At 40.7% G+C, this 3,697-nt stretch carries 5 protein-coding genes; 1 reads left to right on the top strand and 4 read right to left on the bottom strand.

All coding sequences use genetic code 11. From position 1 onward, the window contains the following. Nucleotides 1-502 precede the first annotated feature (502 nt). Entirely contained in the window at nucleotides 503-1,708 is a 1,206-nt protein-coding gene (locus tag VB081_RS10495; RefSeq protein ID WP_323400771.1) for a hypothetical protein, read from the top strand. Between the two features lie 380 nt (nucleotides 1,709-2,088). Here VB081_RS10495 and VB081_RS10490 read toward each other — a convergent pair whose 3' ends face one another. From VB081_RS10490 to VB081_RS10475, 4 genes are all read right to left on the bottom strand, one after another. Next, a complete protein-coding gene (locus tag VB081_RS10490) occupies nucleotides 2,089-2,289 on the bottom strand; it encodes a hypothetical protein (RefSeq protein ID WP_323400770.1) in 201 nt (66 codons plus the stop codon). Between the two features lie 207 nt (nucleotides 2,290-2,496). Further along, nucleotides 2,497-2,772, bottom strand: coding sequence for a hypothetical protein (locus VB081_RS10485; RefSeq protein WP_323400769.1), 276 nt, complete (start codon nucleotides 2,770-2,772; stop codon nucleotides 2,497-2,499). Between the two features lie 5 nt (nucleotides 2,773-2,777). Beyond that, a complete protein-coding gene (locus VB081_RS10480) occupies nucleotides 2,778-3,068 on the bottom strand; it encodes a hypothetical protein (RefSeq protein WP_323400768.1) in 291 nt (96 codons plus the stop codon). A 14-nt stretch (nucleotides 3,069-3,082) separates the two neighbouring features. Further along, a partial coding sequence (locus tag VB081_RS10475; RefSeq protein WP_323400767.1) for a peptidoglycan recognition protein family protein occupies nucleotides 3,083-3,697 on the bottom strand: 615 nt, incomplete at its 5' end.

Raw genomic sequence — 3,697 nt, 5'->3', positions numbered from 1 at the left:
GGCAATAAGCACGACCACAAAGCACCCCCCTCTTAAACAATATGTTTAAGAGGAGTTTTTGTCTAAAAGGACATGTTTTAATAGAATTTAGCGGGAAAACTGCGCAGATGAATTCTAGGAGATACGGGGTGCAGTCAGGATAATAAATATATTTAGATTATCTAATTGCATATTCAGAACTTAAGAGGTTTGGGATATCGTTTCGTTTTGAAAGACTAAAATCTTCAATTGCTGTTTGTAGAGGATTAAAAATTGGCGCAATAACTTTTGCCATATTTGTCGAACTACAAACATCAATAAAAGCTTGATTTTTTAGGATTAAATCAGGTATGATAGTGAAGAAGGGCAACGTGCTTTTGAGGAATGGAAGAAATCCAAAAACTAGATGTAAAGCACCAAGAGATAATTCTCTTGGTGCTTTACTATGCTTCAATGATAACAGATTTACTAGGTTGAAAAAATTTGTTAATATAGATGTAACTATTGCAAAGGACATTTTAATATGGAAAATATAGAATTGATTGGTAGAAACCTAACTAGGTTTGAACGTTTTGATAAAGAAATACCGAACAATTGGAATAATTACGATTTTTTTCTTGATTATCTAAATGATAATTTTAAAAGATATTTGTCTTTGCTTCCGTCGTTTGAAGGCTATGTGCAAAGGCGACTCTTTGAGAAGAAAGATACAGCTGGCTGTTTATGTGAAAAAATAATAAAAACTACAGCGGATTATCTTAAAGGCAAAACTATGACTGCTTACAAGGACATGAATGAAGCGTTTACTTGTATAAGCGATATCCTAACTAAAAAAAGTCAAAATAGATATACCACAGGTGCGGAGTTTGGATTCAAGGCTCGTGTTATTTCTGATAGTAAAACTGTACCAACTCGTGAAGATATGTTTCATATTCCTTTTGAGAAAAGACATTTAGTCCAAGATAATAGATATAGTATCCATGGTGTGCCCTCAGTATATCTAGGTCGCTCTATCTTTGATTGTTATTTGGAACTCGGCAAGCCTGAACTTGATAATTTTTGGGTTTCCTTGTTTACATTTTCGCAAAACGCTGAAAATGTTTTGGAAGCAAATCAGATAAATCTGATTGACTTAACTATTTCTCATTCTAACCATAAAACAAGCATAATCTGGGAACATGTAAAAAAGGATGAGGACGGTTTAAAGGCAAAGCTTGACTGCTTTGTTGATGACATTTTATTATGGCCTTTAGTCATGACATGTTCTGTCTCGTGCAAATATCCTAACGATGCTTTTCAACAAGAGTATATTATTCCTCAAATAATATATCAGTTTTGCAGTGACTATAATGAATTTGTAGGAATTAAATACATATCGACCAAATATAAAAATGTAAGTGCGGATATTTATCTGCATGCTTTAAGTAATTATGCTTTGCCTGCACATGATGTGCGAAGGGCAGGATACTGCCCGAAATTAGCTTCTCAACTTGCACTGACTGAACCTGTAAACATAAAGCAATGTTTAGAAGTGAAAATTGATACGCAAAACAATATTAGCACTAATGGATTCCCAATACTTACCAACATGAATAAAAGCCTTAAAGATGATGAAATCTTGTTGCTATTAGATAAAATGACACTGCATTTTGACAGCCTACTACTCAGTTTTATGAAAGAAAAGAACGCTGAAATATTAAAACCCCTCTATGGTTGGAAAGAAGAATAAACCGGATTGGCAATCTACATAGCTTTACTCTTGCTATTCATCTAAATAAAAAACAAATCCGAACACCTTTTCTGTTACGAAAAAAGAGTTCGGATTTGGTTGCTTTGCCCATACGGTATAATAATGACAAAGGCGGAAAGCCGCATAGAATCAGGGTTTTTGAAGATATAGCATCTTTGTTTTCGCTCTTTTCCCGACGAAAATGAGGTCAGGGCCCATAATGATGAAGGAGGAATGTAACAAGAGCGACATAAACGGCATTTAGCTGGGGGCGTATGAGATGTTTACGACATAAAGATACCTTGGCAACCTTGCAACCTTAGCCAAAAGCCGAGGCGTAGAGCGTGTTTTCAGCGTTTCCCTGTTGGCAACCTTGACTGCTACTTGGCAATGTTGTCGTTGTAATTGAAAACGCTGTAAAGACACGCGGGGGAAGGCTCCGTCACCATTTTCGGTGACGGGGCCTTCCCCCTTTTTTGTATTTTACGAAGTAACGGAGGGAGCTCAATTTCTTCCCATTGTTGACCAAGGGATTCTTTCGCACTATTTTTAAAATCTGCGTATGTCTTATAATCACTCATCTTTGTACCTCCTTAGCCAGTCATTTCGTTCTTTTTGTGCTCTTGCTATATTTCGCTGTGGAGTTGGTCCCGTTTTTTTACGGAACTGATGTAAAAGAACAATTTTACTATCATACCACACCCCACCCGTCACTGCCGGACACCGACCGGACATTACAGGACATCGCCAAAACAAAAAGGGGGAAGCAAACGCGCCTCCCCCATGTGCTACTTTTTGCAAATCTCATCAATTCTTTTATGCGCGGACTTAGTGCTTTCTTCTACAACCGCCAGCCGTTCCCCTTGACCGCGCTGTTCGCATTTGATTTCTTCTACTTCCTCACGTATTCCGATGGCAATGTCAAGCTTAGCGTCAATGCGCCCTTTCCATTCGCTGTCATTGATAATCTTTTTATCTCTATTGGATAGGAAGCTGACCAGAAATCCGGCCAGACCTACAAAACTTCCTATTATTCCCAATAATAATGTAACCTCGATTGCCATAAGATTTACCCCTCTGCTTTCTCTCCGCCCTTGATTCTACCGATGATCTCGGATACCGCAGAACTGCCGGACATCAGCACCAACGCCGTCAGGATGATTCCACCTGTGGACGATACCTCAAACAGATCCATTGCAAATACCAGATCAAGCCCAAAGCCGAAGGACAGACCGAAAGCGAGCACTGCCGATACACCCACGGTGATAAATTTACCGAAGCTGTGGCCTTCCCAAAGTTCCTTGAACCTGTCGATCACGTACCACATGATGATACTTAAACCAATAATTAAACCTAACATATTATTCTCCCCCCCTATTCCCACAGAATAGCCCATGTCTTTTTGCCAATTCTTCCGTCTGGCTTATTTCCATTGTACGCACAACCTACATCACGCCCCTCACGGATTCTTGCCGCCTGAAATGCGCGAACGCCCTTTTCTGTGTTTGTTCCAAAAACGCCGTCAATACCGCCTACATCTACAAGGTGTTTATCCAGCCGTTTTTGTGCCATTTTCACAAATTCCCTATGCGGACTCCCCACCTTTAGCACAATACTGTTTCCGTTTTCGTCCACCAATTCAGGGATCGCAATTTCCGGCTGCTCAATCACAGGCGGTACAACCGCAGACTGCCCCAACGCGTACCCCTTGATCTCCTGCAACGGATAAAGCTTACCCGGGCAATCCGTGTATCCCGGCCCCGCCGCTTCATCGTGTCCCACGATCTGATCAGGCCTTGTGAACCCGAAATGCTGTACAATATCTTTAACTACCCGGAACAACGCATCTTTCTGTGCCTGCGGCATAACATTATGCTCAATGTCGCCCTGTACAGCAATCGCTACGGACGTATCATTGAATCCCTTTGTCTTGGCATTTGAGTTGTTCACGCTGCCGCCGCAGTAATCAAGCCCCCTGCCCCATACAAC

Source organism: Christensenella sp. (assembly GCF_034927525.1).
In the GTDB taxonomy this organism is placed as follows: domain Bacteria; phylum Bacillota; class Clostridia; order Christensenellales; family Christensenellaceae; genus Christensenella.
The sequence above is the reverse complement of the archived record's forward strand: the minus strand, read 5'-3'. Positions and strand labels throughout refer to the sequence as shown.

Coding starts and splice junctions, on each gene's coding strand:
- VB081_RS10495 (WP_323400771.1), top strand. CDS start 503: ATGGAAAATATAGAATTGATTGGTAGAAACCTAACTAGGTTTGAACGT.
- VB081_RS10490 (WP_323400770.1), bottom strand. CDS start 2,289: ATGAGTGATTATAAGACATACGCAGATTTTAAAAATAGTGCGAAAGAA.
- VB081_RS10485 (WP_323400769.1), bottom strand. CDS start 2,772: ATGGCAATCGAGGTTACATTATTATTGGGAATAATAGGAAGTTTTGTA.
- VB081_RS10480 (WP_323400768.1), bottom strand. CDS start 3,068: ATGTTAGGTTTAATTATTGGTTTAAGTATCATCATGTGGTACGTGATC.